The sequence below is a fragment of the Micrococcus sp. 140720015-1 genome (assembly GCF_053627595.1).
In genome coordinates this window covers 197,267-222,166 of record NZ_JBSEYC010000001.1, presented here as the reverse complement: position 1 = coordinate 222,166, position 24,900 = coordinate 197,267, and the positions used below count along the sequence as shown (strand labels likewise).

Below are 24,900 nucleotides of genomic sequence, written 5' to 3'. Positions count from 1 at the left end.
CCGGCGGGCCGGCCCGGCAGGGGCGCTGCCGGGCCGGCCCGCCGGCGTCGTGGGCCTCCGGGCGGGGCGGGCGTGGACGCCCGCCCCGCCCCGGGGTGTCAGGCCTTCTTCTCGTCGTCCTCGTCGACCACCTCGGCGTCGACGATGTCCTCGTCGTCGCCCTGTGGGGCGGCGGACTCGGCGCCGGCGTCGGCCGACTCCGCGCCCTGCTGGGCGTAGAGGGCCTCGCCGATCTTGACCTGGGAGGCCTGGAGCTTCTCGAACGCGGCGGCGACCTCGTCGTCGTTGTCCTGCTTCTCCAGGGCGGCCTTCAGGGCGTCGACGTCGGCCTGCACCTCGGTCTTGACGTCCTCGGGCAGCTTGTCCGCGTTGTCCTGGAGGAGCTTGTCCACGGAGTACGCGGACTGCTCCGCCTGGTTGCGGCGCTCGGCGGCCTCGCGGCGCTTCTTGTCCTCGTCCGCGTGGGCCTCGGCGTCCTTGACCATGCGGTCGATGTCCTCCTTGGACAGCGAGGAGCCGCCCGTGATGGTCATCGACTGCTCGGTGCCGGTGCCCTTGTCCTTCGCGGAGACGTGCACGATGCCGTTCGCGTCGATGTCGAAGGTGACCTCGATCTGGGGCATGCCGCGCGGGGCCGGGGCGATGCCGGTCAGCTCGAAGGTGCCCAGCGCCTTGTTGTCCCGGGTGAACTCACGCTCGCCCTGGAAGACCTGGATGGACACGGAGGGCTGGTTGTCCTCGGCCGTGGTGAACGTCTCGGAGCGCTTGGTGGGGATGGCCGTGTTGCGCTCGATGAGCTTGGCCATCACGCCGCCCTTGGTCTCGATGCCCAGCGACAGCGGGGTCACGTCGATCAGGAGCACGTCCTTGCGCTCACCGGCGAGCACGCCGGCCTGCACCGAGGCGCCGATGGCGACGACCTCGTCCGGGTTCACGCCCTTGTTGGGCTCCTTGCCGCCGGTCAGCTCCTTCACGAGCTCGGAGACGGCGGGCATGCGGGTGGAGCCGCCGACGAGGACCACGTGGTCGATGTCGGAGACCTTGACGCCGGCCTCCTTGATGACGTCCTCGAACGGCTTGCGGGTGCGCTCGAGCAGGTCCTTGGTGAGGTCCTGGAACTTGGCGCGGGAGAGGTGCTCGTCCAGGTGCACCGGGCCCTCGGGGGTCACGGACAGGTACTGCAGCGAGATGTTGGTGGAGGTGGCCGAGGAGAGCTCCTTCTTGGCCTGCTCCGCGGCCTCCTTCAGACGCTGCAGGGCGATCTTGTCCTTGGACAGGTCCGCGCCCTTGGACTTGGCCTGCTGGAGCAGCCAGTCCACGATCCGCTGGTCCCAGTCGTCGCCGCCGAGGCGGTTGTCGCCGGCGGTGGCGCGCACCTGGATGGTGGCGAAGTCGTCCTCGTCCTTGGCGACCTCGAGCAGGGACACGTCGAAGGTGCCGCCGCCCAGGTCGAAGACCAGGATGAGCTCGTCCTCCTTGCCCTTCTCCAGGCCGTAGGCCAGCGCGGCCGCGGTGGGCTCGTTGATGATGCGCTTGACGTTCAGGCCCGCGATCTCGCCGGCCTCCTTGGTGGCCTGGCGCTCGGCGTCGTTGAAGTAGGCGGGCACGGTGATCACCGCGTCGGTGACCTTCTCGCCCAGGTACTCCTCGGCGTCGTGCTTGAGCTTCATCAGCGTGCGGGCCGAGATCTCCTGCGGGGTGTACTTCTTGCCGTCCACCTCGGTGGTCCAGTCGGTGCCCATGTGGCGCTTGACGGACGCGTAGGTGCGCTCGGGGTTGTTGACGGCCTGGCGCTTGGCGACCTCGCCGACCAGGACGTCCCCGCCCTTGGAGAACGCGACGACGGACGGGGTGGTGCGGGCGCCCTCGGCGTTCGCGATGACGACCGGGTCGCCACCCTCGAGGACGGCGACGACGGAGTTGGTGGTGCCGAGGTCGATGCCGACTGCACGGGACATGGTGGGGTCCTTCCTGTCTGACGGTGAAGCGGGGGCCGGACCCGCGGGCCGGGGGCACCGGCACCGCAGGGACTTGAGCCTTCATGACTCAGGTTGCCACCGGGGTGGTGGACTGTCAAGTGAACCTGAGTCGACTTCACTCACTTCTGCTTCTGCGGGGGTCAACGCGGGCCGTCCACGATCCATTCCCGAGGCCCCGGATTCGCCTGCGCTCCGTTCCGGTGCAGGCGCCCGGCCCTGGCAGCGCGGGGGTCTCGCGCGGTTGGATGGCGGATCACGGGGCGTCGCCGACGGCGCGCCCACCCCGACGGAGAAGGAGCACCACCATGGCCGAGAAGAACGCCGCCGAGTACACCGTCCCGGGCCTGTCCCTGAGCACGGGCCGCCGCACCGCCGAGATCCTCCAGGGCCGCCTGCACGCCCTCAACGACCTGCAGCTCACCCTGAAGCACGCCCACTGGAACGTGGTGGGCCCCGGCTTCATCGGCGTGCACGAGATGCTCGACCCCCAGATCGAGCTGGTCCGCGGGATGGTGGACGTCCTCGCGGAGCGCATCGCCACCCTGGGCGTCTCCCCCGCCGGCACCCCGGGCGCACTCGTGGCAGCCCGCGCGTGGGACGACTACACGCTGGGCCGCGCGTCGACCCTGGAGCATCTGGCCGCGCTGGACCTCGTCTACGACGGCGTCGTGACGGACCACCGCGCCGCCATCGACGCCACCGAGGACCTCGACCCGGTCACGCAGGACATCCTCATCGACCAGGTGGCCCAGCTCGAGCTGTTCCAGTGGTTCATGCGCTCGTTCCTGACCACCGACGACGGCCGGCTGAGCAGCGCAGGCACCACCACCGAGGCCGCCGCCGCGGGCCGCGTGAAGGGCGCCCAGTCCGCGCCCGCCCCGAAGGCCGGGCGCACGAAGAAGTCGGACGCGAAGAAGTCCAAGAAGAAGTGACCGCGCGCCACTGAGGCGCCCGTGCACCGGAGGGGCCCGACCGCACTGACGGTCGGGCCCCTCCCTCCTGCGCGGTTCAGTCGACCTTCGCCGGCCACCACACCTTCGGGCCGATGTCCCGCACGAGCGCCGGGATCAGCAGGGAGCGCACGATCAGCGTGTCCAGCAGGACGCCGAACGCCACGATGAACGCGAGCTGCACCATGAACATCAGCGGGATCACCGCGAGCGCGGCGAAGGTGGCCGCCAGCACGACGCCGGCCGAGGTGATGACCCCGCCCGTGACGGTGAGGGCGCGCAGCACGCCCGCCCGCGTGCCGTGCCGCGGGGTCTCCTCCCGCGCCCGGGTCATCAGGAAGATCGTGTAGTCGATCCCGAGCGCCACGAGGAAGACGAAGCCGTACAGCGGCACGGTGGGGTCGGCGTCCTCGAAGCCGAACACGTGCCGGAACACGAGGGCCGAGACGCCCAGGGCCGCACCGAAGCTGACCACGGTGGCCGCGACGAGCAGCACGGGTGCCAGGAGCGAGCGCAGCAGCACCGCGAGGATGACCAGCAGCATCGCGAGGATCAGCGGGATGACGACCCACAGGTCGCGCTGCGTGGTGACGTTCGTGTCCAGCGCCTGGGCCGCCGGGCCGCCCACGAGGATCTCACCCGACGTCGAGAGGTCCGCGAGCCGGTCGCGCAGGCGGGCCACGGTCTGCTGCGCGGCGAGGGACTCGCCCGGGTCCGCCAGGGTGGCCGAGACCAGCACGCGGCCGTCCACCACGCGGGGCTGCGGCTCCGGCGCGGACGCGGCGCCCGCCCCGCCCTCCGCGTCGGTCACACCCGGGGGTGGGCCCGCGGCGGCCTCGGGGGCGTCCGTGGTGACCTCGGCCTCGGCCACGCCGGGGTCCTCCGCGACGGCGGCGAGCACCGCCTCCGCGTCCCCGGCCGGGGCGAGGATCTGGGCGGGGGCGCCCGCGCCGGCGTCGAAGTGCTCGCTCAGCAGGGCCTGGGCCTGCCGGGCGTCGGAGTCGCCGAGCAGCACGTCCTCCTGGGCGACGCCGTCCGCGCGCAGCTGCAGCAGACCGCCGCAGAGGGCGAGGAGCACGACCGTCGTGGCGACCCAGACGAGACGGGGCCGGCGCGCGACGACGGCACCCACCCGCGTCCACACCCCGTGGTCCTCCTCGAGGCCGGCGACGGGACGGCCCGCCCCGTCGCGCGGCGGGGTGAAGGCCCGGCCCCGGGCGGCGCGACGCTCCGTGCGACGGCGCGCGCGCTCGGGGGACGGGATCGTGGGCCAGAAGGCGGCACGCCCGGTCAGCCGCAGCAGCGCCGGCAGCAGGGTCAGGGCGGCGAGCCACGCGAACGCCACGCCCGTGGCGGCCACGGGGCCGAGGGAGCGCGTCGAGTTGAGGTCCGAGGCCATCAGGATCAGCAGGGCGAGGGCCACGGTCGAGGCGGACGCGGTGATCGCGCCGAAGGACCCGCGCAGGGCGGCCCGCAGCGCCTCCCCGACGTCCGCCCGGACCAGCAGCTCCTCGCGGTGCCGGGCCACGAGCAGGAGGCAGTAGTCCGTGGCCGCCCCGATCACGAGGATCGAGAGGATGCCCTGGGCCTGGCCGTTGAGCTGGATCCAGCCCGCCACGGCCATCCCGTAGACGGCCACGATCGCGCCGCAGAGCGCGGCCACGGCCGTCAGGAGCACGAGGACCGGCAGCAGCACGGAGCGGTAGACCGCCACGAGGATCACGAACACCACGACGAGCGCCACGAGGAGCAGCAGCCCGTCGATCCCCGCGAACGCGCCGCCCAGCTCCGCGACCAGGCCCGCCGGACCGCCCACGTGCCACTCGATGTCCGCGGCCACGGTCCCGGCGAGGGCGGGGTCGGCGGCGGCCGGGTCCGCCACGACCTCCCGCAGGTCGGCCACCACGTCGGCCACGGGCCGCTCGGCCCCGGCCGAGGAGTCGACGAAGGCCAGGAACTGCACCGCCGCGCCGTCGTCGGAGGGGATCGGGCCGGCGACGTCGGCCACGCCCGGCACCTCGCCCAGCCGGCCCGCGAGGTCCGCGAGCGCGGGGAAGGCGGCCGCGGGGTCCGCGGTGCTCGCCGGGCCCACGACGACGGCGGGCACGGCCTCGCCGTCCTGGAACGCCGCCGCCTCCGCCCCCGCGCGGGTGGACTCGGCCGACGCCGGCAGGAAGGTGGCCTGGTCGTTCGAGGAGACGTCGCCGATCTTGCCGAACACGGGCCCGCCCAGGCCGAGCACGGCGAACCAGACCACGGCGAGCGCCACGGCCAGGCCCAGCCGCAGCCCCCGAGGGGGACGCCCCGTGGCGGCGGGGGTGCGGTAGGCGGAGAGGTCAGGCGGGGTGGGCATGCCACCGAGCGTAGGGGATGGTTCGATGATCAAACAACCATGGGGGCTGGCTAGACTCCCGGCCATGACCACGCAGCCCCCCTCCGCCCCCGCGGAGCACCTCGCCGTGGTCCACGCGCTGCGCGTCTTCAGCGAGAGCGCGGAGCACGCCGTCGACGAGGCCGGCCGCGGCGTCGGCCTGCACCGCACGGACCTCAGAGCCCTCGCGTACCTGATGGCCCGCGCGGCGGCCGGTGAGCCCGTCACGGCCTCGGACCTCGGCGCCCACCTGCACCTCACCCGGGCCTCTGCCACCGCCCTCGTGGACCGCCTGGCCGCCGCGGGCCACGTCCGCCGCCGCCGGGACGAGGGCGACCGGCGGCGCGTGCTGGTGGAGCACACGGACACGGCCCGCCGCGACGGACAGCGCGCGTTCGAACCGATGTCCCAGCGACTGAGCGCCGCCCTCGAGGGATTCTCCGCCGCGGAGCTGCGGGCTGCGGTGCGGGTGCTCGAGGCGGCCACCGCCGCACTGACGGACCCCGCCCCGGAGGACCCGTGACCCGACCGGCGCTCATCGGCCTGGACGGCCGCTCGGGGTCGGGCAAGACCGTCCTCGCCGCCGCGCTCGCGGCCCGGATCGCACCGTTCGCGCGGGTCGAGGTGATCGAGATCGAGTCCATGTACCGGGGCTGGGACGGGCTGGCCGCGGCGGTGGGCGACGACGGCCCCTACCCGGCCGTCGTGCGCGCCCTGCGGGAGGGTGGCACGGCGACCTGGACCACGTGGGACTGGCACCGCGCCGCCCCCGGCCCGCCGCGGCGGACCGCGCCGGCCGACGTCGTGGTGTGCGAGGGCGTGGGCGCGCTCAGCACCGCCGCCCGACCGCTGCTCGACCTGGCGGTGTGGCTCGAGCTCGAGACCCCCGCGCGACGCACGCGGGCCCTGGCCCGGGACGGCGAGACCTTCGCCCCGCACTGGGACCGCTGGGCCGCACAGGAAGAGGACTACCTGGCCCGGCATGCCCCGCGCGCCGCGGCGGACCTGGTCCTGCGCCCGCCCTCCGCCTGACCGCGACGCCGCCCGGGGTCGGGGGCGTCGGGGTCTGCGTGCGGGCCGGCCAGGCGCCCGCGCCGGGACCGGAGCGGTTCGCTCCGCTTAGGTGTAGCATCGGAGGCGGCGCGCCGCGTCCGGCCGCGTCCCACCCCAGCGCACGGAGACCTCCCCTTCCCATGGCGACACTGCTCTACCGTCTCGGCCTCGGCGCCGCCCGCCGCCCCCTCCTCGTGATCCTCGCCTGGGTGCTCGCCCTGGCCCTCGCCGTCGGCGGGTTCCTCGCCTTCGGCGGCACGCTCTCCTCCACCGTCACCATCCCCGGCACGCCCACCGCCCAGGTCACGGACCGCCTCAAGGAGGAGTTCCCCGAGGCCTCCCGCGGCAGGGGCCAGGTCGTGTTCACCAGCGAGGACGGCTCCCCCCTGACCGACGCCCAGCGCGAGCAGATCACCGCCCTGCTGGACGACGTCGCCGAGCAGCAGGCCGTGGAGGGCGTCGTGGACCCGTTCGAGGCCCAGGCCCAGCGGGACGACGCCCGTACCCGGCTCGACGAGGGCCGCACCGAGCTGGCCGACGGCGAGCAGCGCCTCGCGGACGGACGCCAGGAGATCGAGGACGGCCGGGCCGAGCTCGAGCGGCGCGCGGCCGAGGCCGACGCGGGCGAGCAGCGCCTCGCCGAGGCCGCCGCCCAGCTGGACGAGGGGCAGGCCACGCTCGACGCCGCGCGCGCCGACCTCGAGGAGCGCGGCCTGGAGGCCCTGCCGGCCGATGCCCTGGCCCCGCTCCGGGAGGCCGAGCAGAAGGTGGCCGACGGCCAGGAGCAGCTCGACGCCGGCCGTGCCGAGCTCGAGGAGCAGGCGGAGCGTCTCGAGGCCGGCCAGGCCGAGATCGACGCGCGGCGTCAGGAGCTCGAGGCCGGGCAGGCCGAGCTCGGCGACCGGTGGACCGAGCTCGAGGCCGGGCAGGCCGAGCTCGACGCCCAGGCCGAGCAGCTGGCCGCGGGCCGCGCCGAGCTCGAGCAGGCCCGGGACGCCGCGCTGGCCGAGGCCGAGGCCGCCGGCATCCCGGCGGAGCAGGTCGCCGCGCAGTTCGCCGACCAGGAGGCGCAGCTCGCCGCCGGCGAGGCACAGCTGGCGGCCGGTCAGGACCAGGCCGACGCCGCCCGCGCGCAGCTGGAGGCCGCCCAGGCCGAGGCCGACGCGGGCGCCGAACAGCTCGCGGCCGCCCAGGCCGAGGCCGACGACGGCGCCGCCCGACTCGCCGCCGGCCGGCAGCAGCTGCTGGAGTCCGAGGCCGAGCTCGAGGCCGGCCGCGAGCAGGTGGCCGCGGGCCGGCAGCAGGCCCTGGACGCGGCCGAGGCCGAGCTCGACGCGCAGCAGCAGAAGATCGACGAGGGCCGGGCCGAGTACGAGCAAGGCGTCGCCGAGCTCGAGGACGGCCGGGCCCAGCTGGCCGCCGGCGCGGAGCGCCTGGACCAGGCCGAGGCCGACCTCGCCGACGGCCGCGCCGAGCTGGACGACGGCCGCGTCGAGGCCGAACGTGGCGAGCGCACCCTGGCCCTCGCGGAGGACTTCCGCACCGTGTCCGAGGACGGCAGCACCGCCGTCGGGATCGTCACCTTCACCACGCCGACCCTGGACGTGACCGCCGAGGACAAGGAGGCGGTCACCGGCGCCCTCACCGGCGCGGACATCGACGGCGTCGCCGTGCATCCCTCCCAGGAGCTCAACGCCACCGTGCCCTCCCTGCTCGGCCCGGGCGAGGTCGTGGGCCTCGTGGTCGCCGCGATCGTGCTGATGGTCATGCTCGGCACCCTCGTGGGCGCGGGCCTGCCGCTGGTCAACGCGCTGGTGGGCGTGGGTGTGGGCGCCGCCGGGGCGCTCGCGTTCTCCTCCGCCGTGGAGATGATGTCCGTGACCCCGGTGCTCGGGGTGATGCTGGGCCTGGCCGTGGGCATCGACTACGCGCTGTTCATCGTCAACCGGCACCGCCAGGAGCTGCGGCGCGGCACGGGCCTGCACGAGTCGATCGCGCTGGCCACCGGCACCTCCGGCAACGCCGTGGTGTTCGCCGGCGTGACCGTGGTGATCGCCCTCGCGGCCCTGAACGTCACCGGCATCGGCTTCCTGGGCCTGATGGGCACGGTGGGCGCGGTCTGCGTGGCCATCGCCGTGCTCGTGGCGGTGACCCTGACCCCGGCCCTGCTGGCCCTGGCCGGCCCGCGCGTGCTCTCCCGCCGGGAGCGCGCCCGGCTCACCGACACCTCCCCGGCCGTCGGCGAGGGCGCCCACGCCGTGCGCCGCGCCCACCGCCGCGCCACGCTGTCCACGCCGACCGCCCTCGCCACGGCGCTCGCCTCCGTGGCCCTGCTCGTCCTCGTGGCCGTGCCGTTCTGGTCCATGCGCCTGGGCCTGCCGGACGGCGGCTCCGAGCCCGAGGGCTCGGACTCCCAGCTCGCCTACGAGCTCACGGCCGAGAAGTTCGGCGAGGGCTACAACGGCCCGCTCGTGGTCACCGTGGACCTGCCCGCCGGCCTCGACGAGGGGCGCGCCACGGACGCCCAGCTCGACGTCGGCGAGCAGCTGGCCGCCCTCGACCACGCGCACGCCGTGGTGCCGGCGGGCTTCAACGAGGACCGCACGGTCGCGATGTACCAGGTGCTGCCCGAGGAGGGGCCCAACGCGGTCTCCACGGAGGAGCTCGTGCGCGAGCTGCGGTCCCTGGACCCGGCCGGCGAGGCCTCGAACCCGGGCGTGGCGGGGGTGACCAGCGGCTTCATCGACGTCTCGGACACCCTGGCGGAGGCCCTGCCGCTCTACCTCGGTGTGGTGGTGGGCCTGTCCCTGCTGATCATGATCCTGGTGTTCCGCTCCATCCTGGTGCCCCTGATCGCCACCGGCGGCTTCGTGCTCTCGGTGTTCGCGGCGATGGGCGGCGTGGTGGCCATCTATCAGTGGGGCTGGCTGGGCGCCCTGTTCGGCGTCCACAATCCGGGGCCGGTGCTCAGCTTCCTGCCGACCATCATGGTCGGCGTGCTGTTCGGCCTGGCCATGGACTACCAGCTGTTCATCGCCTCCGGCATGCGCGAGGCCTACGCGCACGGCCTGCCGGCCCGCCAGGCGGTGCTGTCCGGCCTGCGCTCGGGCCGCGCGGTGGTGATGGCCGCGGCGATCATCATGATCTCCGTGTTCGGCGGCTTCATCTTCGCCGAGGACGCGATGATCCGCCCGATCGGCTTCGGCCTGGCCTTCGGCGTGCTGCTGGACGCGTTCGTCGTCCGGCTGCTGCTGATGCCGGCCCTGATGCACCTGCTCGGGGACGCGGCGTGGTGGCTGCCCCGGTGGCTGGACCGCATCATGCCGGACGTGGACGTGGAGGGCGCCCAGCTCGAGCGCGCCCACGCCCCAGCGCACCCCTCCGGCCCCGCCCCGGACGGCGGCGCCCACCGGGCCTGACCGCCCCCGCCTGACGCCCGCCCCCGGCCCCGATCGGCCGGGGGCGGGCGTCTATCCTGGGCGGATGCGTCCCACCTCCTTCTCCCCCGCCGCCGGCTCGCCCGTCCTCGTCCTGCTCGAGACGGACGCGGACGGCGCCCCCGCCCCGCGGCTCGCGGACCCGGCCGTCCCGCACCTGAGCGTCACGGACCAGGGGGTCACGCGCGGCGACGGCATCTTCGAGACGGCGCTCGCCGTCGCCGACGGGCTCGGGACCCTGCACATGCGCAAGCTCGGAGCCCACCTCGGCCGGCTGGCCGCGTCCGCCGCCGCCCTGCAGCTGGCCGCCCCCGAGGCGGCGGCATGGGAGGCCGCCGTCGCGCTCGGCCTGCGGGCGTTCACCGAGGCCAACGACGTCGCGCCCGGGGACCGCCTCGCCGTGCGCCTGACCGTCACGCGCGGCCCGGACGCGGCCCCCGGCGCGGTGCCCACGCCCACCGCGTGGGCGCTGCTGAGCCCGGCCCCGGCGGTCGAGGACGAGGAGCGGCGGCGGGGGCTGCGGGTGCTGCTGCTGGACCGCGGCATCGACTCGCTGGCCCCCGAGCGCTCCCCGTGGCTGCTCACCGGCGCGAAGACCCTCTCCTACGCCGTGAACATGGCCGCCCTGCGCTACGCCCGCGCCCACGGCGCCGACGACGTCGTCTTCACCAGCGCGGACGGCTACCTGCTCGAGGGCCCCACCTCCACGGTGCTGATCGTGCGCACCGGGGAGGACGGCGTCCGCCGCCTCCTCACCCCGCTGCGCCAGAAGGGCATCCTCGCCGGCACGTCGCAGGCCGTGATCTTCGCGGCCGCCCACGCGGACGGCTGGGAGCTCGGCTACGGCCCGCTCGTCCCGGCGGACCTCCAGGGCGCCGAGGGCGTCTGGCTCGTCTCCTCGGTGCGCGGCGTCCTGCCGGTGCGCGCCGTCGACGGCGTCGAGATCCCCGTGGACCACGAGCTCACCGGCATGCTGCAGGCCCATCTGGACGCCGACGGCGACCCCGGCCGACACGTCAGCGGCGACCCGGTGCCCACCGCGGGCTAGGCTGGGGACCGGCCCGTCCGACGTCGTCGGCCGCGGCCGTAACCGCACGTGAGATCCCCGACCACGGAAGGCGCACCATGAACACGCTCGTCCAGAAGGCCCTGTCCGCCGGCATCACGCTGGTCGGCGGCATCGTCGGCTCCCGCGTGGTCGCGGGCGGCTGGCGGCTCGTCACCGGCCACAGCGCCCCGGACGACGCGGCCGACGAGACGCTGCCCCTCGTCGAGGCCCTGTCCTTCGCGTTCATCTCCGCGGGCGTCGCGGCGCTGCTGAAGGTCGCCGGCCAGCGCGGCGCCGGCGCCGCGATCCGCAAGGTGTCCGAGTCCACCGCGCACCGCGTGGACCACGAGGTCTGAGCCGCCCCGCCACCACCACGACGACGGCCGCCGCCCGGAGGGATCCGGACGACGGCCGTCGTGCTGTGCGGGGTGGTGTCAGCGGCGGCCGCGCGGCCGGGCGCCGGCGCGGCGCGGCCCGGGGTCCGCCGGGGGCTCGGCCCGACGGACGACGGCGGCCAGCTCGTCCCGGTGCAGCAGCTCACGGCGGGCGTGCTTGGTGCGGTAGCCCGTACGGCCCACCAGGTGGGAGGCCACCGGGGCCGTGACCATCTGGGTGACCCACGCCAGGAACAGCACGGGCACCCACACCCACGACCGCCACTCGATCGCCAGCCCGGCGAGCATGAGCAGCAGACCGAGGACCTGCGGCTTGGCGGCGGCGTGCATGCGGGCCAGCAGGTCCGGCAGCACGAGCAGGCCCACGCCGGCCACCAGGGAGAAGAAGGCGCCGCCCACGAGCAGGAACGCGGCCAGCCAGTCCAGGAGCGTGGCGGTCTCGGTCATCGGCCCTCCTCCCCGCCCGGCACGTCCGAGGTGCCGGGCACGCGCGCCTGGTCCTCGAGCGAGTGGTCCGGGCGCCGGTCCTCCGCGAAGCGCGCCACCGTCACCGAGCCGACGAAGCCGACGGCGGCGGCCAGCACCACGAGGACCACGTGGTGCGTGTGGCGGTGCACGGCCATCTCCAGGACGAGCATCCCGGAGAACACCACGAGCAGCACGTCCGTGGCGATCGCCCGGTCCAGCAGCGAGGGGCCGCGCACGATCCGGTAGAGCGCTCCGAGGGCACCGACCGCGAGCAGCGCCCCGCCGGCCCACGTGGCCAGGTCCATCGGGTCCATCAGGACTCCTCCTTCGGGGGGCGGGCGGCGGACGGGTCCGCGGGGCCGCGGCGGTCCTCGGCCCGGGCGGCGGGGGGCGCCGAACTCGGGAAGCGGCGGACCAGCTCGAGGTCCTCCCGCGTGCCGACGGCGCGGATGATGCCCGCCTCCACGTCGAGGGCCGTGGCGCGGAAGCCCTCCACGTCCTCGTCCGTGGTCGCGTCGAGCACGTGCAGGTACAGGACGGAGCGGACCCGGTCCACGTCGAGCACGATCGAGCCGGGCACCAGGGCCAGGGCGTGGCTGACGAGCGTAATGATGAGGTCGTCGTGGCTGCGCAGCGGGACGCCCACGATCGAGCCGCGGGCGCGGCGGCCACGCAGCAGCACCACTCCGGTCACGTGGACCGAGGCGCGCACGACGTCGACGAGGAACCGCACCGTGAACACGAGGGACCACCAGGGGTCCAGCCGGCCGCTGAACGGGATGCTCGGCATCGGGAAGAGCACGAGGATCAGCAGCGCGAAGGCGAGGCCGGCCAGGGCCACGTGCGGGGCGAAGTCCTGCCACAGGGCGCACCACACGGCCACCAGCACGAGGATCAGCGGCCACTGGGCCACGATGCCCCGGATCCGGTCGGGGCGCACCACGTCGCGGCGGGCGGAGTCAGTTCCGGGCATCGTGCACCTCCGTCGGGTCGACGCTGAGGGTGGCCGCGGCCCGCTCCGCCGCGGCGTCGTCGAGCACCGCCGCGATGTAGGGCGAGCGGTCGAGCATGTCCGTGGCGGCCTCGTCGGACAGGGCGAACAGCGGGCCGGCGGCCACCGTGAACACCAGCGTCAGGCCCACGAGCGCCGTGGTGGGCAGCACGAGGCCCGGCTCGAGCGGGCGGGGGCGCTCGCCACGGGCCACGGCGCGTTCGTAGGCGGCCACGAGCTGGGCGGGCGGGTGCTCCACGTCCTCGAGGCGGCGCCAGAACGCGCGGGTCCACACGCGCACCACCACGAGCAGGGTCAGCAGGGACACGAGCAGGGACACGCCCACCAGCGTGTACGCCAGGGGCGTGGCCTGCTCGACGCCGCCGCGCAGCAGGCCGACCTTGCCGAGGAAGCCGGAGAACGGCGGGATGCCGCCGAGGTTGAGCGCGGGCACGAGGAACAGGACGCTCACGAACGGGGAGACCTTCGCCAGGGACCCGAGGCGGTCGATGTTCGCGGTGCCGGCGCGGTTCTCGATCAGGCCCGTGACGAGGAAGAGCGCGGTCTGCACGGTGATGTGGTGGGCCACGTAGTACACGGTGGCCGCCAGCCCCGCCTCCGTGGCCAGGCCCAGGCCGAAGATCATGTAGCCGATGTGGGAGACGAGGATGAAGGACAGGATGCGCTTGATGTCCGTCTGGGCCAGCGCGCCGAGGATGCCCACCACCATGGTCAGCGCGGCCACCACGAGCAGGAGCGCGTTGACGTGCTCCCCGGGGAAGAGCAGCGTCTCGGTGCGGATCATCGCGTACACGCCGACCTTGGTGAGCAGGCCCGCGAACACCGCGGTCACCGGGGCGGGCGCGGTGGGGTAAGAGTCCGGCAGCCAGAACGACAGCGGGAACACGGCCGCCTTGATGCCGAAGCCCACCAGGAGCAGCACGTGCAGGACCATCTGCACGTCGGTGGGCAGCTCGCCCAGCTTCACGGCCAGGTCCGCCATGTTCACGGTGCCGGTGGCCGCGTAGATCATCGCGATCGCGATCAGGAACACCACCGAGGAGAGCACGGAGACCACCACGTAGGTGATGCCCGCGCGGATGCGCTGGGCGGTGCCGCCCATGGTCAGCAGCACATAGGAGGACGTCAGGAGGATCTCGAAGCCCACGTAGAGGTTGAACAGGTCGCCGGCGAGGAACGCGTTGGACACCCCCGCCACGAGGATCAGGAACGTGGGGTGGAAGATCGAGACCGGCCCGCCCTCGTCCCGGTTGATCAGCCCCTGCGCCGAGGCGTACAGCAGCACCGCCAGGGTGATCAGCGCGGACACCACGAGCATCAGGGCCGAGAGCCGGTCCACCACGAGGGCGATGCCCAGCGGGGCCGGCCAGCCGCCGAGGTGGACGGCCGCGACCCCGCTGTCCCAGACCGAGGCCAGCAGCAGCGCGTCCAGCACGAGGGTGAGCACGAGCGCGGAGACCGTGACGGTGATCTGCGCGCGGGGGCGGCGCACGAGCATGAAGGTCACGGCCGCGCCCAGCACGGGCAGCATGACGGCCAGCGGGGCCAGGTCGGTCAGGGGGAGGGTGCCGATGCTCACGGGCGCGGCCCCCCGTCGGCGCGGTGGGCACGGACGGCGGACGCCGGGCCGGGATGGGTGGGTGAGGCGTGGCGCACGTGGGGTCGGGACTCCGTGGCGTGCTCGTAGTGGGCGTTGGGGTCCGCGGCGTCGTCCAGGAACTCGGAGGACTCCTCCACGAGCTCCGCGTCGTCCTCCGCGTCCCAGGCGGGCATCCGGGCGATCTTGACGTCCTCCGCGTCCACCTCGACCTCGTCCTCGCGGATGAGCAGCCACGAGCGGTAGATCATGGCGGTCAGGAACGCGATCACGGCGAAGCCGATCACGATCGCGGTGAGGATCAGCGCCTGCGGCAGGGTGTCCGCGTACTCGCGCGGGTCGCGGCCCGGCACGAACAGGGGGGCCGCACCTGTGCCGCCGGCCGCGAGGAACAGCAGCAGGACGGCGGCGTTGTTGATCAGCATGACGCCGATCAGGATCCGGGTCAGGTTGCGCTCGAGCACGAGGTAGATGCCGCCGGCGAACATCACGCCCATCGCGGCGAGCAGGGCCAGGTCGACGGTCGTCACGGTGCGGCCCCCTCGGGCTTCGGGTTGGACGGGGTGGCCATGCGGGGATGGCGACGGCGGGACGCCGCGCGCGCCCGCGCGCGGCGGGCCTCCTCACCCCGGCGGTCCACTTCGCCGCCGAGCGAGCGCAGCACGTCCATCACGAGGCCCACGACCACGAAGTACACGCCGATGTCGAACGCGGTGGCCGAGACGAGCTTCAGGGAGTCGCCGAACAGCGGCAGGTCGGTGAACTCGACGACGGCAGACTGCAGCACCTGACCGCCGAAGAACAACGGCGCCAGGCCGGTGGCCGTGGCGATCGCCAGGCCCAGGCCGAGCATGGCGCCGGCCGGGATGAGCGAGGCCTCCTGCAGCTCGAAGCGGCCGCCGGCCAGGAACCGCAGCGTCAGGGCCAGCCCGGCCAGCAGGCCGCCCGCGAAGCCGCCGCCCGGCGTGTTGTGCCCGGCCAGCAGCAGGTACACGGACAGCAGCATCATGATCGGGAACAGGAAGCGGGTGACCACCTCCAGGATGATCGAGCGCCGTTCGGGGGCCATCGTGTGCCCCGCCACGAGCCACTGGCCCTTCCGGTCGTCCACGGCGAAGCTGCGCACGACGGACAGTTCGCGGGCGCCGAGCGAGGAGTCGGCGCCGAAGTCGCCGACGGAGCCGGGGGCGACGTCGTCGATGCTGCGGGTGAGCCCGTCCCGGTGCTGCAGGAAGATCAGCGAGGCCACCCCCGTGGCCGCGGCCGCGAGCACCGTGATCTCGCCCCACGTGTCCCACCCGCGCAGGTCCACGAGGGTCACGTTGACCGCGTTCAGCCCGTGGCCGTGGACGTAGGCCTGCTCCGGCATGGCCAGGGAGATGGGCTCGGCGGTGCGGGCGGTCAGGGCGGTGGCGGCGATCCACATCATGGACACGGCGAAGCCGACGGCCACGGTCAGCCGCGGGATCCGCCGCGACCCGGTGCGGCGGGTGTGCCAGTCCGGAGGCAGCACGCGCAGGCCCAGGACCACGGTGACCAGGATGATCGACTCCACGAGCACCTGGGTGATCGCCAGGTCCGGGGCGCCGCGCAGGGCGAACAGGGCGGCCGAGCCGTAGCCGGTCACGGACACCAGGATGATCGCCATGAAGCGGCGGCGGGCGCGGACGGCGAACACGGTGGCCACGGCGATCATGAGGACGACGACCAGCTGCGCCGGGCTCTCCGCCCAGAGGAGGTCCCCGTCGAGGAACGCGGTGGCCAGGACGCGGTCCTCCCGCCCGACGGGGAACAGGAGGAAGGCGACGGGCAGGCCGGCCGCCGTCGTGAGGATGATGGCCAGGTAGCGGCGCAGGGAGCCGGTCTGGGTGCGGCCCGTGACCCAGACGGCGGCCTCGTCGAGGGCGCCGGTGATCTTCCGGTACGTGCGCAGGGCGTCGACCGGGAACTCGACGCGGCGCTGGAACGCCTCGACTCCCGGTCGGCCGAGGGCGAGCAGGGCACCGAGCAGCCACACCGCGGCGGAGACGGCGAGGGCGGGCGTCCAGCCGTGCCAGAGGGCCAGGTGCGCCGGAGAGGCGGCCGGGTCCAGGGCCGGAATCGCGGCCGTGTGGGCGGCCAGCAGGCGCTCGAGGGGCCCGGGCAGGACCGCGAGCACCAGACCGGTGAGCGCCAGCAGCCCGGCGGGGGCCAGCTCGAGGAAGGTCACGCGCGTGTGGAAGCGGGTGGCGGGCACGGCGACGCCGTCGGGGGTGTGCTTGGTGGCGAAGGCGCCCCAGAGGAAGCGCCACGTGTAGGCCACGGTGAGCACGGATCCCGCGGCCATCAGCACGAGGGGCGCCCACGCGAGCAGGCCGCCGTGGGCCGCGCCGTGGTCCGTCAGGCTCTGCAGGACCGCCTCCTTGGCCACGAACCCGAAGAACGGGGGCAGGCCAGCCATGGAGGCGGCGGCCAGGACGGCGACGGCGGCGAGCACGGGGTGGCGGCGGCCGATGCCGGAGAGCTCGCGCAGGTCGCGGGTGCCGGCCTCGTGGTCGATGATGCCGACCACCATGAACAGCGGGGCCTTGAACAGGGCGTGCGCCAGGAGCATCGCGAGGCCGGCCAGCGCCGCGTCGCGGACGCCCAGCCCGTTGGCCACCATGAGGAAGCCGAGCTGGGAGACCGTGCCGTAGGCGAGCACGAGCTTGACGTCGGTCTGCCGCAGGGCCCGCCAGCCGCCCAGCATGAGGGTCCACAGGCCCAGGCCGAGCACGAGCACCTGCCACGTGGCCAGTTCGTGGAAGGCGGGGGCCAGACGGGCCACGAGGAAGACGCCGGCCTTCACCATCGCGGCCGCGTGCAGGTAGGCCGAGACCGGGGTCGGGGCGGCCATCGCGCCCGGCAGCCAGAAGTGGAACGGCGCCTGGGCGGACTTGGTCAGCGCACCGATCAGCACGAGGCCGACGGCGACCTCGAGCAGGACGCGCCCGCCGTCGTCCGCGAGGAGGCCCGGGGCCGCGGCCAGCACGCCGGAGATCCGCCAGGAGCCGGCCATGTGGGCCAGCATGATCAGGCCCGCCAGCATGGCCAGGCCGCCGACCGTGGTGACGATCAGCGCGGTGATGGCCGAGCGGCGCGCGAAGATGCGGTGGCCGGAGTAGCCGATCAGCAGGAAGGACAGGACGGAGGTGACCTCCCAGAAGGTGTAGAGCACCATGAGGTCGTCCGTGGTGACGAGGCCGAACATCGCGCCGGCGAAGGCCAGCAGCTGGCCGCCGAACACGGCGTCCTTCGCCTCGTGCTCCCGGAAGTAGCGGGCGCAGTACGCCAGCACCAGCGCACCGACGCCGAGCACGATCAGGGACATGAACGCGGCGAGCGCGTCCATGCGGAACGCGAGCGTGATGTCCAGGGACGGCACCCAGGGCACGGCCCGGTCCAGGTGCGCCGCCGAGGCCGGGACCGGCCGGCCGGCGTCGAGCGCCTCCTGCAGCGCGAACACGTGCGGCAGCTGGGCGAGCAGCCAGACGAAGCCCGCCGCGGGGGCGGCGGCGAGCAGATAGAACCCCTGACGTCCCGTCCACCGGAAGATCACCGGGGCGGCGAGCGCCACGACGAAGAGCGCGGTCAGGATGACGAGCATGCGGTCCCTTCGTCAGGCACGGGCGAGGGTCCGGTCCAGCCTAGCGGAGGGGTGCGCCCCACCCGGGGTCAGCGGACCGATTCCGCGCTCCGCGTGATCGGCTCCGTGACCCGGGCGAACAGCAGCCCACCGGCCACGAGCACGACGGCGATCACGGGGATGACCACCCGGTTGTCCGGGTGCAGGGCGAGCGCGAGCGTCACGAGCGCGGGCGTGATGAACCCGACCGCGCGGCCCGTGGTGGCGTACAGCCCGAACACCTCGCCGGCCGTCCGCGGCGTGGTGAGCCGGCCCAGGAACGCGCGCGAGGCCGACTGCACCGGGCCCACGAACAGGCACAGCGCCAGCCCGCCGACCCAGAACGCGAGGGTGCCCGAGGCGAAGAACAGCGCCCCGGCCACGAGGACCATGGCGGCCAGCGAACCGAGGATCACCCGGCGCGGGCCGACTGCGTCGTCGAGCCGCCCGCCCACGAAGGCGCCCAGGGCGGCCACCACGTTGGCCGCGATCGCGAACAGGATCACGTCCGAGGCCGCCAGCCCGTAGACCGTGGTGCCCAGGATGGCGCCGTAGACGAACACCGCGCCCACGCCGTCGCGGAACACCGCCGAGGCCACGAGGAACCACAGCGTGTTCCGGTCCTCGCGCCACATCCGGGCCAGCGTGGCCCCGAGCTCGCGGTAGGAGCCCAGCACCGACTCACGGCGCGGCCCGCCGTCCGCCGCCGGGGCGGGGGCCGGGTCCGGCACGGCCACCAGCACGGGGATCGCGAACACGAGGAACCACGCGGCGGCCACGAGCGCGACCACCCGGATGTTCAGCGCCGCGTCCTCCGTGACGCCGAACCAGTGCGCGTCCCCCGAGACGAAGCCCACGAACACGATCAGCAGCAGCAGGATGCCGCCGAGATAGCCCGCACCCCAGCCGATGCCCGAGATCCGGCCGATCGTGGCCGGCGTCGAGATGTGCACGAGGATCGCGTTGACCTGCACCTCCGCGAACTCGAAGAACACCGTGCCCAGGGCGATCAGGGTGACGCCCAGCAGGAGCGAGGACTCCTCCGGGGTGACCCAGAAGCAGGCCGCGGTGCACGCGATCACGGCGCCGGTGGTCAGCCCCAGCCCCCGCCGGCGCCGCCCCGCGCCGTCCGCCCGACGCCCCAGCACGGGCGCGGTGACCGCGATGACGGCGCCGGCCACCGCCATCGCCGTCGAGAGCCAGGCCGTGCCCCGCTCGTCCGGCCCGAACGCGTCCGAGGCCAGGTAGGTGCCGAACACGAAGGTGACCATGACCGCGTTGAACGCGGCCGAGCCCCAGTCCCACAGCGCCCACGCGGCCACCTGGCGGCGCGGGGCGGCCGAGGCGACCGGCGGGAGCGCGGCGCCGGTCATCGCTCGATGCGGGTGAGGTGGAAGTCGCGGTGCGCCCGGGAGGCCGTGGGCCCGCGCTGACCCTGGTACCGGTTCTGGTTGGCCCCGGTGCCGTACGGCGACTGGGCCGACGAGGAGAGCCGGAAGAAGCACAGCTGGCCGATCTTCATCCCCGGCCACAGCGTGATGGGCAGCGTGGCCACGTTGGACAGCTCGAGCGTGACGTGCCCGGAGAACCCGGGGTCGATGAACCCGGCGGTCGAGTGCGTCAGCAGGCCCAGCCGCCCCAGCGAGGACTTGCCCTCGAGGCGGGCGGCGAGGTCGTCCGGCAGGGTGACCTGCTCATAGGTGGAGCCGAGCACGAACTCCCCCGGATGCAGGATGAACGCCTCGTCCGGGTCCACCTCCACCAGCCGGGTCAGCTCGTCCTGCTCCTGGCGCGGGTCGATGTGCGCGTACCGGTGGTTGTCGAAGAGCCGGAAGAACCGGTCCAGGCGCACGTCCACGGACGCGGGCTGCACCATCGCCGGATCGAGGGGGTCCAGGCCCACGCGCCCGGAGTCGAGCTCGGCGCGGATGTCGCGGTCGGAGAGCAGCACGGCTCAGTCCATCCGCACGACGACGGCCAGCGGAGTGCGCTCGCGGCCCTGGCCCAGCGGGTTGTCCGCGAAGGCGGCCTCGAGGACGGCGGCCGATGCGGCGGTGTCCTTGCCGAGGGCGTTGCGGCCGATGTCGTTGGCGTCCATCACGACGGTGCCGGCGAAGGAGGCCTTCGCCCAGGCCGGGATGTCCGCCGCCCGGATCATCGCCGAGACCTCGGCGGCCACCCGGTCCGGCTCGGCCGGCGGCAGCTTGGCGGAGACGTTGGCCGGGAACGTGGAGTAGGTGGTCGGCCCGTCGATCGCGCGGACGTTGCCGCCCACCACGTTGTAGAACACACCGCGCTTGCCGGCGACCTTGCCGGCGGCGCCGGCCGCCGCGGAGAGCACGATGCGCGGCAGGCCGGCCTCCTGGATGGCCAGCTGCATGGTGGTGGGGTCGCCCAGGCCGATGCCCGCGGGCGTGCGGGTGACCAGGCGGGAGAGGACGCGGGCGGCCACGGAGGGGCGGACCTCCCACGTGTAGTAGGAGCGGCCCTGGGTGATGGCCACGATCTTCTCGGACACGGAGAAGTGCCACGGGGCGTCCTGCGGCATCGCGTCCGCGGGCAGGTCGCGGAAGAAGTCCTCGATCTCGCCGCGCAGGTAGGCCTGCAGGTCCGTGTCCCGGTCCACCAGGCCGGTCTGCACCGGGAAGCGGCGGTAGCGGCGGCCGTCCTCGGCGGAGACCAGGTCGAGCTCCTTGCCCGGATTCGGCTCGTGGTCCGGCTTGGCCGGCGCCGGGGCGGCCGCGGCCTCGTCGACCGCGGCGGCGGGGCCGGCCGGGGCGGCGTCCGCGTCCACCGCCTCGCGCAGCCAGAGCTCGAGGTTGAGCAGGCGCCAGAAGCGCTCGGGGTCGTGCCGGCGCGGGTGGGCGAGGAAGTCCTCGAACAGCGCGCGGACGGTGGGCGCGTCGGCGTACGGGCGGGCGGCGAACGAGTCGGAGGCGAACACCTCGCGGACCGGCTCGCGCAGGGTGAGCAGCAGACCGGCCGCGGCGTCGTCGTCCACGGGGCGGGCCGGCGGGAGGACGGCGTCCACCAGGCCGGCGAGCCGCCCGCGCGGCACGCCGCGGTCGGCGGGGCGCTCGTCCGCGTGGGCGTCCACGAAGGCCGAGTTCAGCAGCGCCTCGACGGGCACGTCGGCGCGCTCGCGGGAGTCGGCCAGGCGGGCGGCGACGTCGCGGCGGGTCGCGGTCAGGGTGCGCGCGGCACCGCGCAGGCCGCGGGACGCGTCGGCGGCCGGCGGCGTCGGGACGGGGCGGCCGCACACGTGCGCGGTCGAGGCCAGGGGGCCGCCGTGGGCGCGGATCGCGGCGCGGACCGACTCGAGGTCGGCGACCGGGGACGGCGTCGCGGCGGGGGCCAGCGGTGCGGGCCGGGGACCGCCGACGAGGAAGGGGCGGTCCGCCTCCCCGAACGCGAGGTAGCGGTACACCGCCGCGTCGTCGGGGCGGGCGGGGACCTGGGCCGCGTCGGCCGTGGTGTCGCGCATGGGACGTCCTTCCGGGACAGGGGCTGCCGGACGCGTCCGGCCGCGGCCGGGCGCGGTTCGGACTCTACCAGCGGCCCCTGGTGCGCTTTCGTTCGGGAAACGGCGGCCCCTGGTGCGCTTTCGTTCGGGAAACGGCGTGGCCGGCCGCTGGCGCGCGGGTGCGGCCCTGACCATCCGCGGGGAGTTCTCCCTCGTGATCGCCGGGCTCGCCGCGTCGGCGGGCGGCGTGCCGTCGGAGATGGCCGCGTTCGCGACGGCCTGGGTGCTCGCCCTGGCGGTCGCCGGGCCGGTGCTCACGCGGTACGCGGACGCATTCGGTCGCTCGCGGGCACGGGCGGCGACGCGGCGGGTGCGGGCCCGCGAGGTCGCCGCGGCGGACCCGGTGCACTGACGTACGGGACCGCGGGGCTCGATGACGACGCGGGGCCGGTCGCACGGCCGGGCTGGTGTATGATGGTGCCCGCGCCGCAGGCGGAAGCCCAGCGGCTGCGCGGGCGTAGCTCAATGGTAGAGCGCTTGCTTCCCAAGCAAGATACGCGGGTTCGATTCCCGTCGCCCGCTCCACACCACGGCGACGGCCCCGGGCCCCTCACGCGAGGGACCCGGGGCCGTGTCGCTCAACGCCGTCCCGCCACGGCCGCACCGGGAACGCAAGACGTCGGAATGCGGCCCCATTCCGGCGTCATACCGACCGCTGGCGTTCCAGGTCGCCGCATGGGGTCCCGCTCCCCTCAACGGCCCGCGCGGATCTCGCGCAGCCGGCGTTCCAGGTCGACCGGCAGGTCTGCGGCGAAGCGCGGGTCGAGGTCGGGCCCGGCGTCCGCCAGCCGGTAGACGCCGTCGGTGCGGTCGAGGAACCCGTAGTCCACGAGTTCGCGACGCAGCGTGGCCACGTCCTCGTGGGCGGGGCGCAGCAGGTCGTTGACCTCGGCCTCCGCGTAGGCGCGGCCCGGTCTGAAGCGACGCAGCAGCTCGAGAAGGACGGCCACCCGCGGCTTGCGACGCGCAGGGATGGAGCGCAGCCGGTCCCCGTCGAAGAAGCGGGCGAGCACGGTCGCGTGGTAGCGCTCGGCGGACTGCCACTCGTCGGCGAGGGCCGCCGCCGCGGCGGTGTACCGCTCACCGGTGACGGCCATGCGGGCGCGGATCAGGGTCTTGAGGTCGGACTGACGGGTCATGGTGCATCCTCGCCGGCGCGCTCCCGGCCATGCCGCGCCGCGGGTCGGGAACGACGTCCGTCGCGTGCGGGTGGGCCCGAGGATCCGCTCCCCTTCGCGTCGGGCGGCAGGGCCCTGCCGCGCGGGACCGGGCCGCGTGGCGCGCTCGGCGGTGGGCGCCGCCGTCGTGATCCAGGCTAGCCGAAGCCCGCGGCGTAGGATCGCGCCATGCACCCGACCCCGCCGCGGACCGCCCCGCCCCGCCCCGTGGAGGCCCGTCCGTGACCCAGGTGCTCTCCGGCTTCGCGGTCGTGTGGGTGATCATCCTCGTGGGCGTCCTGGTGGGGCGCACGGGGGTGCTCGGCGAGCACGGCCGCACCGTGCTCTCCCGCGCGGCGTTCTTCATCGGCAACCCGGCGCTGCTGTTCGTCACGCTCTCCCGCGCGGACGTGGGCGCCGTGCTGGGCCCCCAGCTGTGGGTGGCCGCGCTGTCCGCGTTCACCGCGGCCGCACTGTACCTCGCGGTGACGATCCCGCTGCTGAAGGGCCGGCCGGCCTCGGAGCGGATCATGTCCGCGCTCAGCGCCTCGCTCGTGAACTCGGCGAACCTCGGCATCCCCATCGCCGCCTACGTCCTCGGTGACGCCGCCCTGGCCGCCCCGGCGCTCATCTTCCAGCTGGCGATCTACACGCCGCTCTACGTGGCCGCGATGGACGCCGCCACCGCGCGCGAGGCCCGGCGACGCACGACGGCGGGCCGGCGTCGTGCGGTGCGCCGCTCCCCCGGGCGCGCCGTGGCCGACCAGGTCCGCCACACGGTCACCAACCCCCTGATCCTGGGCTCGGTGGCCGGCTTGGTCTTCTCCCTCACCGGCTGGTCGTTGCCGGGCCCCCTCATGGAGTCCGTGGAGCTCATCGGCGGGCTGTCCATCCCGGCGATGCTCCTGGCGTTCGGCATGTCGCTGGTCGGCTCGCGGCCGCTCGAGCGGGCCGGCGGGCGACGCGCGGACGTGCTGCTCGCCTCGGCGGTGAAGCTGGTGGTGCATCCGCTGCTGGCCTGGCTGCTCGCGCAGTTCGTGTTCGGCCTGGACGCGCGGCACGTGTTCGTCGCCGTCGTCCTGGCCTCCCTGCCGACCGCACAGAACGTGTTCGTCACCGCCGTGCGCTACGACACGGGCCTGCGCGTCTCGAAGGACACGATCCTGGTCACCACGATCGTCGCGATCCCGGCGATGATCGCCGTCGCCCTGCTGCTGGCCTGAGGCCGACGACGGCGGCGCCCGGCCCGGTGCCACGCGCCGGACGCCTCGCCGCGGCTCAGACGTCCCGGCGGATCAGCTCGTCCAGCCCCGTGGGCGAGAGCAGGTACGGGGCGACCTCGAGCACGGTGCGCGCCCCCGTCTCCCCCTGGGCCTTCAGACGCGCAGCGGCGCGGCCGTAGGCGACCTGCGCGGCGGCGGTGAAGTCGGGGTTGGACTCCAGCTCCAGCACGAACTCGACCGCGCTGCGCGAGCCGCCGAGGTCGCCCGAGGTGACGACGTGGCCGCCGTGCGGCATGCCCTGGTGGTCGCGCTCGAACTCCTCCTCGGAGATGAAGTGCACGGTGGTCTCGTACGGGGCGAAGTAGTCGGGCATCGTGGTGATGGCCTCGGTGATGGCCGCGTGGTCGGCCTCGTCGGCCACCACGTAGCACTCCCGCACGTGCGCGGAGGCGCCGGTGATCTCGGCGCCCCGACCGGCGCGGGCCTCGGCGATCGCCTCCTCGCTGGGGATCGTGTACTGCACGCCGCGCCGCACGCCGGGGACCCGCCGGACGGCGTCGGAATGGCCCTGCGAGAGACCCTTGCCCCAGAACGTGTTCTGCTGCGGCTGCGGGAACAGCGCCGCGCCCAGCACCCGGTTCACCGAGAACAGGCCCGGGTCCCAGCCGGTGGAGATCATCGCCACGTGCCCGCCCTCCCGGGCCGCGGCGTCCATCTCGGCGCGGTGCCGCGGGATGAGCTGGTGGTTGTCGTAGGTGTCCACGGTGGTGAAGTGCCGCGCGTAGCCGGCCGCCTGCTCGGGGATGTCCGTGGCGCTGCCGAGGCAGAGGAACAGCACGTCGATCTCCCCGGCGTGCTCGGCGGCTCGCTCCGCAGGGAGCACGGGCGTGTCCGTGTCCAGGCCGGTGCGACGCGAGAAGATGCCCACCAGCTCCATGTCCGGCTGGAGCTTCACGAGCTTCTCCACACTGCGTCCGAGGTTCCCGTATCCGACGATGCCGGCGCGGATGGTCATGTGCGTCCTCCTGGTGGGGTCGTGGTCAG

20 protein-coding genes, 1 tRNA gene and 1 pseudogene are annotated in these 24,900 nt (G+C 74.5%); 9 read left to right on the top strand and 13 right to left on the bottom strand.

The features are described from left to right. Window positions 1–98: 98 nt before the first annotated feature. Window positions 99–1,958, bottom strand: coding sequence for a molecular chaperone DnaK (dnaK, locus tag ACUXPL_RS01020; RefSeq protein ID WP_454181320.1), 1,860 nt, complete (start codon window positions 1,956–1,958; stop codon window positions 99–101). A 326-nt stretch (window positions 1,959–2,284) separates the two neighbouring features. Between dnaK and ACUXPL_RS01015 the strand changes: the two genes are divergently transcribed. After that, window positions 2,285–2,911 (top strand): Dps family protein, encoded by a 627-nt coding sequence (locus tag ACUXPL_RS01015; protein ID WP_036317229.1) that lies wholly within the window; start codon window positions 2,285–2,287, stop codon window positions 2,909–2,911. A gap of 76 nt (window positions 2,912–2,987) precedes the next feature. On the opposite strand, the gene ACUXPL_RS01010 is transcribed toward ACUXPL_RS01015, so the two are convergent. Beyond that, a complete protein-coding gene (locus ACUXPL_RS01010) occupies window positions 2,988–5,282 on the bottom strand; it encodes an MMPL family transporter (protein WP_454181318.1) in 2,295 nt (764 codons plus the stop codon). Window positions 5,283–5,346: 64 nt separating this feature from the next. Between ACUXPL_RS01010 and ACUXPL_RS01005 the strand changes: the two genes are divergently transcribed. The 5 genes from ACUXPL_RS01005 to ACUXPL_RS00985 all read left to right on the top strand — a co-directional run bounded on the left by ACUXPL_RS01005 (window position 5,347) and on the right by ACUXPL_RS00985 (window position 11,194). Next, window positions 5,347–5,823: a MarR family winged helix-turn-helix transcriptional regulator gene (locus tag ACUXPL_RS01005; protein WP_123244407.1), complete on the top strand. Its 477-nt coding sequence runs from the start codon at window positions 5,347–5,349 to the stop codon at window positions 5,821–5,823. Beyond that, complete coding sequence (locus ACUXPL_RS01000; RefSeq protein ID WP_454181316.1) at window positions 5,820–6,332, top strand: hypothetical protein; 513 nt, start codon at window positions 5,820–5,822, stop codon at window positions 6,330–6,332. Before ACUXPL_RS01005 ends, ACUXPL_RS01000 begins: the two co-directional genes overlap by 4 nt. 161 nt (window positions 6,333–6,493) lie before the next feature. Next, complete coding sequence (locus ACUXPL_RS00995; protein ID WP_454181314.1) at window positions 6,494–9,772, top strand: MMPL family transporter; 3,279 nt, start codon at window positions 6,494–6,496, stop codon at window positions 9,770–9,772. A 64-nt stretch (window positions 9,773–9,836) separates the two neighbouring features. Further along, complete coding sequence (locus ACUXPL_RS00990; protein WP_454181312.1) at window positions 9,837–10,838, top strand: aminotransferase class IV; 1,002 nt, start codon at window positions 9,837–9,839, stop codon at window positions 10,836–10,838. Window positions 10,839–10,915: 77 nt separating this feature from the next. After that, window positions 10,916–11,194: a DUF4235 domain-containing protein gene (locus ACUXPL_RS00985; RefSeq protein WP_036317169.1), complete on the top strand. Its 279-nt coding sequence runs from the start codon at window positions 10,916–10,918 to the stop codon at window positions 11,192–11,194. Window positions 11,195–11,272: 78 nt separating this feature from the next. Here the strand turns inward: ACUXPL_RS00985 and mnhG are convergent, their stop codons facing one another. The 9 genes and pseudogenes from mnhG to ACUXPL_RS00940 all read right to left on the bottom strand — a co-directional run bounded on the left by mnhG (window position 11,273) and on the right by ACUXPL_RS00940 (window position 21,437). Continuing rightward, on the bottom strand, window positions 11,273–11,680 hold the full coding sequence (gene mnhG / locus ACUXPL_RS00980; RefSeq protein WP_454181310.1) for a monovalent cation/H(+) antiporter subunit G: 408 nt from the start codon (window positions 11,678–11,680) through the stop codon (window positions 11,273–11,275). Next, a complete protein-coding gene (locus tag ACUXPL_RS00975; protein ID WP_180536110.1) occupies window positions 11,677–12,015 on the bottom strand; it encodes a monovalent cation/H+ antiporter complex subunit F in 339 nt (112 codons plus the stop codon). The genes mnhG and ACUXPL_RS00975 overlap by 4 nt, the downstream gene beginning before the upstream one ends. After that, window positions 12,015–12,674, bottom strand: coding sequence for a Na+/H+ antiporter subunit E (locus ACUXPL_RS00970; RefSeq protein ID WP_454181308.1), 660 nt, complete (start codon window positions 12,672–12,674; stop codon window positions 12,015–12,017). Before ACUXPL_RS00970 ends, ACUXPL_RS00975 begins: the two co-directional genes overlap by 1 nt. Further along, a complete protein-coding gene (locus tag ACUXPL_RS00965; protein ID WP_180536112.1) occupies window positions 12,661–14,292 on the bottom strand; it encodes a Na+/H+ antiporter subunit D in 1,632 nt (543 codons plus the stop codon). The genes ACUXPL_RS00970 and ACUXPL_RS00965 overlap by 14 nt, the downstream gene beginning before the upstream one ends. After that, complete coding sequence (locus ACUXPL_RS00960; protein ID WP_454181305.1) at window positions 14,289–14,840, bottom strand: NADH-quinone oxidoreductase subunit K; 552 nt, start codon at window positions 14,838–14,840, stop codon at window positions 14,289–14,291. The genes ACUXPL_RS00965 and ACUXPL_RS00960 overlap by 4 nt, the downstream gene beginning before the upstream one ends. Continuing rightward, window positions 14,837–17,935, bottom strand: a complete 3,099-nt coding sequence (locus ACUXPL_RS00955) for a Na+/H+ antiporter subunit A (RefSeq protein ID WP_454181303.1) — start codon at window positions 17,933–17,935, stop codon at window positions 14,837–14,839. The genes ACUXPL_RS00960 and ACUXPL_RS00955 overlap by 4 nt, the downstream gene beginning before the upstream one ends. A 68-nt stretch (window positions 17,936–18,003) precedes the next feature. Further along, a pseudogene (locus ACUXPL_RS00950) lies at window positions 18,004–19,365 on the bottom strand (MFS transporter); the annotation flags it as partial. Continuing rightward, on the bottom strand, window positions 19,323–19,904 hold the full coding sequence (gene dcd, locus ACUXPL_RS00945) for a dCTP deaminase (RefSeq protein WP_002858370.1): 582 nt from the start codon (window positions 19,902–19,904) through the stop codon (window positions 19,323–19,325). The gene dcd and the pseudogene ACUXPL_RS00950, both read right to left, overlap by 43 nt. 3 nt (window positions 19,905–19,907) lie before the next feature. Beyond that, on the bottom strand, window positions 19,908–21,437 hold the full coding sequence (locus ACUXPL_RS00940; RefSeq protein WP_454181301.1) for a hypothetical protein: 1,530 nt from the start codon (window positions 21,435–21,437) through the stop codon (window positions 19,908–19,910). 136 nt (window positions 21,438–21,573) lie between these two features. Between ACUXPL_RS00940 and ACUXPL_RS00935 the strand changes: the two genes are divergently transcribed. Both ACUXPL_RS00935 and ACUXPL_RS00930 read left to right on the top strand, forming a co-directional pair. Then, window positions 21,574–21,828: a hypothetical protein gene (locus ACUXPL_RS00935; RefSeq protein WP_454181299.1), complete on the top strand. Its 255-nt coding sequence runs from the start codon at window positions 21,574–21,576 to the stop codon at window positions 21,826–21,828. A 99-nt stretch (window positions 21,829–21,927) separates the two neighbouring features. After that, window positions 21,928–22,001: transfer RNA gene (locus ACUXPL_RS00930), tRNA-Gly, on the top strand. Window positions 22,002–22,168: 167 nt separating this feature from the next. Here ACUXPL_RS00930 and ACUXPL_RS00925 read toward each other — a convergent pair. After that, window positions 22,169–22,615 (bottom strand): DUF2087 domain-containing protein, encoded by a 447-nt coding sequence (locus ACUXPL_RS00925; RefSeq protein ID WP_454181297.1) that lies wholly within the window; start codon window positions 22,613–22,615, stop codon window positions 22,169–22,171. Window positions 22,616–22,875: 260 nt separating this feature from the next. Here ACUXPL_RS00925 and ACUXPL_RS00920 point away from each other — a divergent pair, with 260 nt between their 5' ends. Beyond that, the gene (locus ACUXPL_RS00920) at window positions 22,876–23,856 is read left to right on the top strand and encodes an AEC family transporter (RefSeq protein ID WP_454181295.1); all 981 of its coding nucleotides are present in this window, start codon (window positions 22,876–22,878) and stop codon (window positions 23,854–23,856) included. Between the two features lie 55 nt (window positions 23,857–23,911). Here the strand turns inward: ACUXPL_RS00920 and ACUXPL_RS00915 are convergent, their stop codons facing one another. Then, on the bottom strand, window positions 23,912–24,871 hold the full coding sequence (locus ACUXPL_RS00915) for a diaminopimelate dehydrogenase (RefSeq protein ID WP_036385002.1): 960 nt from the start codon (window positions 24,869–24,871) through the stop codon (window positions 23,912–23,914). Between the last annotated feature and the right edge of the window lie 29 nt (window positions 24,872–24,900).